At 60.3% G+C, this 1,760-nt stretch carries 2 protein-coding genes; both read left to right on the top strand.

What is annotated here, in order from left to right; all coding sequences use genetic code 11:
• A partial coding sequence (locus ACF08D_RS31275) for an IS630 family transposase (RefSeq protein WP_392227580.1) occupies window positions 1-646 on the top strand: 646 nt, incomplete at its 5' end.
• 131 nt (window positions 647-777) lie between these two features.
• A partial coding sequence (locus ACF08D_RS31270) for an IS110 family transposase (RefSeq protein WP_391901464.1) occupies window positions 778-1,760 on the top strand: 983 nt, incomplete at its 3' end.

The following is a 1,760-nucleotide window of genomic DNA, read 5'->3' as shown; positions in this document are numbered from 1 at the left end:
ATTCAAGTTTTCCACCGATCCGGAACTGGTCGCGAAGGTCACCGACATCGTCGGGTTGTATCTCGATCCGCCCGAGAACGCGATCGTGCTCTGCGTGGACGAGAAATCGCAGATCCAGGCATTGGATCGGACCGCTCCGACGTTGCCGATGCAGATCGGAATGCCCGAGAAGCAAACCCACGACTACATCCGCAACGGCACCACCACCTTGTTCGCGGCGTTGGAGATCGCGACCGGAAAGGTGACCGGGATCTGCCGGCCGCGACACCGTCACCAGGAGTTTCTGGTGTTCCTCAAACATGTCGCACGCGCGTATCCGAAGCAGGAACTGCACTTGGTGATGGACAACTACGCCACCCACAAGAAGGCCGAGGTCCGCGAGTGGCTGGCTGCGAATCCGCGGATCCATGTTCATTTCACCCCGACGTCGGCGTCGTGGATGAACCTCGTCGAGGTGTGGTTCGGGATCATCGAACGCCAAGCGATTCATCGCGGAACTTTCCGCAGTGTCCGCGAACTGACGGCGAAGATCCGAGAGTTCATCAACGGGTGGAATCCGCGGGCGCAGCCGTTCGTGTGGACGAAAACCGCCGAGCAGATCCTGGTGAAAGCTGACCGTAAAACAACTTCAAACTCGGGGCACTAGCTGGCCGATCGAGGCTAGACGGTATGAGGGTCGGCCCGTTTCGGGCCGGGGACTCGCTTGCAAGTTGCCGTGGGTTGCCGAGTAGGCGAAGCCTGGATCGGTAGTGCCTACATTTGCAGGAGGCCCCGGTGATGTATCAGCGTACGAGTGTCGGATTGGACGTGCACGCACTGTCTGTAGTGGCATGTGCGATCGACGGTCAAACCGGTGAAGTATGGAAACAACGATTATGTCCGGACTCCGGTGAGATCCTCGCCTGGTTGCGTTCGTTGCCGGGTCCGGTGAAAGCCGTCTACGAGGCCGGACCGACCGGATTCGGCCTGTACCGAGCTCTGAATCAAGCGGGTGTGGAGTGCGTGGTGGTTGCGCCGTCGAAATTGCAGAGACCTGCTGGTGACCGCGTCAAGACCGATGCTCGCGACGCGCTGCATCTGGCGCGGTTGCTCCGACTGGACGAGATCGTCGAGGTCACGGTCCCTTCGGTAGAACAAGAGGCAGCCCGAGATCTGGTCCGTGCCCGTGAGGATGCTCGCGGGGATCTGATGCGATGCCGACATCGCTTGTCGAAACTTCTTCTGCGGCAGGGCATTGTCTATTCTGGTGGTGCGGCGTGGACTGGTGCGCATGATGTGTGGCTACGAAGTCAGAGGTTCGAGCAGTCGGCGTTGCAGGCCACGTTCGACTCGAACTATGAAGCGATGCTGCTCACCCGAAGCCGCCGTGACCGACTGGATACGGCGATCGAGGAGATGGCGGAGAACAGTCCCTACACGCCGATGGTGCACCGTTTGGGATGTTTACGCGGAATCTCTACTTTGACCGGGTTCGGGTTGGCGGTCGAGATCGGCGACTGGCAGCGATTTACGGGGAGCACCATCGGTTCCTATGTCGGCCTGGTGCCGAGTGAATACTCTTCGGGGACATCACGATCACAGGGTTCGATCACCAAGACCGGCAACGGTCATGCACGTCGGTTGTTGGTCGAGGCAGCATGGCATCACCGCAAGATCTACCGCAACCCTGGACAGGTCATGCGCACTCGATGGGCGAAAGCCAGCCCCGCTGCGCGTGCTCGTGGGCATGCCGGCAACCACCGCCTGCATCATCGGTGGGA

The sequence above is a fragment of the Streptomyces sp. NPDC015131 genome (genome assembly GCF_043079975.1).
In the GTDB taxonomy this organism is placed as follows: domain Bacteria; phylum Actinomycetota; class Actinomycetes; order Streptomycetales; family Streptomycetaceae; genus Streptomyces.
Note: the sequence above shows the minus strand (reverse complement) of the source record. Positions and strands in the feature narration are given on the sequence as shown.